General features: G+C 64.0%; 2 protein-coding genes. Both read right to left on the reverse strand.

Translation table 11 applies throughout. From position 1 onward, the window contains the following. Positions 1 to 39: 39 nt before the first annotated feature. Positions 40 to 894 carry a hypothetical protein gene (locus tag G8767_RS35125; protein WP_047269870.1) on the reverse strand — a complete coding sequence of 285 codons (855 nt, stop codon included), beginning with the start codon at positions 892 to 894 and terminating at the stop codon, positions 40 to 42. A gap of 48 nt (positions 895 to 942) precedes the next feature. Further along, complete coding sequence (locus G8767_RS35130; RefSeq protein ID WP_346843071.1) at positions 943 to 1458, reverse strand: hypothetical protein; 516 nt, start codon at positions 1456 to 1458, stop codon at positions 943 to 945. Positions 1459 to 1526 lie beyond the last annotated feature (68 nt).

Consider the following 1526-nt stretch of genomic DNA (forward strand, 5'->3'; position numbering starts at 1 on the left):
GAGGCGGGGAGGGTCGGGGTCGGGCGCTGCTGCGGCGGATCAGGTCATGTCGACCACGTCCGGGATGTGGTTGTCGGCGAGAAAACGGGCGAAGGTATCGGAGAAGGCGGTGAATGCCGGTGTGGGTGCGGCGGCGAGGCCGGGCGCATCGTTCGGGACGTACGGCGCTTGACTGATCTCGGAGCCGTCGATCACGAAGCCTTCTATTGGTCCGAGTGCCTTGTCGGCTTCGGCGATGTGCGCTCCCATCAGCGTGTGAGCGTCGTCGGGTGAGAGTCCCGGCAGGCCGATGCGTGTTCCGAAGGCGTTCACGATTTCTTCTCGTCCGAAAGATATTTCGATCGCTTCGTTCCGAGCAGCGCCGATCACGACGATGATCCCGCTGCTGCTGGCGAGTATGAGCAGTTCTCGGCACGCATCGATCGGGTTCAGGGCTTTGAGTAACTCCTGTGCACTCTTCTCTCCCTCGGCGGCGATCTCGTCCCATCGGCGGGTGAGGGCGTCGAATCCGTCGACGGCCACGATCAACGCCGGAATCACGTCTCTGCGAGCGGCTTTCGTGATTTCCAGGTGGCGCCAGCGGGCCTGCATTTCGGAGTGCAGTGATCGCAACAGTTGCGCGGCGGCGAGGGCGTCGGTGACGGTCGTGAATGCGCCGAAACGGTGGTCGGTGTCGGCTTCTACCGGGGAGATCACGATTGCGGGGAAGTCCCGCGAGTGGGCGCGGCGAAGAAGGCTCGCGATGGCCTGGGCCCTGTTTGCGGGGTTCGGGCCGATGACCAGTGCGTGCGTTCTAGTCGTGAATCGGGACAGGGAGAGGTCCCAGAGGTCTGTGGGATGAAGATTCTTTTGGCGGACAGCAGTTTTCGTGGTTCTGAACGGATTGAGCTTCATGGGGTTGCTCCTCGGTGTCGTCCACATCGGTCGGCGTCGGCGTGCTCGTCAGTCTTTGAAGGCGTCGACGTACCAGCGGTTGTCGATCTTTTGGGTGGTCACCGTGAGGGTGCCGCGTTTGGCGGGCTGATCGGGTGCGTTCAGTGAGAGGTCCACGAGGTACACCCCTTCGGAGAGGGCGATGGATTTGACGCAGTGCGCGGTTCCGGCGGGGACTTGGTCGATCGTTTTTTGCAGGTCCGGGACTGGCTGGACTGTGGAACTGGGGGTAGCGAGCGCTCTGGCTGCTGCTGCGTTGCGTTCGACGTAGTAGGCGTAGTTGAACGCCGCTATTACGTCTGCGCCGCTCTCCTGGTCGCCCCGGTCGCTGCGGCAAGCTTCTTCGGCCGGTGCTGTTGTGGGCGTCTCGGAAGGTTCGGCATCGGGGAGTTTGAGGATCGGTAGGCCGTTTTCGTCGGTGGGGCCGAGCGCTTCTGTCGTGACTGTGTCGGTGGCAGGGGCCTGATCGCCTTCCCCACTGCCGAGGGTGGCGACGATGCCGGTACCAGCGACGGCGACCGCCACCGCGCCCAGGGCGATGACGGTCCGCTTCCCTGGCTTGCGTCCTTCACCGCGAGGTTTGGGCGGCCGGG

The sequence above is a fragment of the Rhodococcus sp. IC4_135 genome, assembly GCF_011602025.1.
GTDB classification, from domain to species: domain Bacteria; phylum Actinomycetota; class Actinomycetes; order Mycobacteriales; family Mycobacteriaceae; genus Rhodococcus_F; species Rhodococcus_F baikonurensis.

What these genes read in the sequence shown, in the direction of transcription:
- G8767_RS35125 (WP_047269870.1), bottom strand. Translation starts at nt 894, where the DNA reads ATGAAGCTCAATCCGTTCAGAACCACGAAAACTGCTGTCCGCCAAAAG.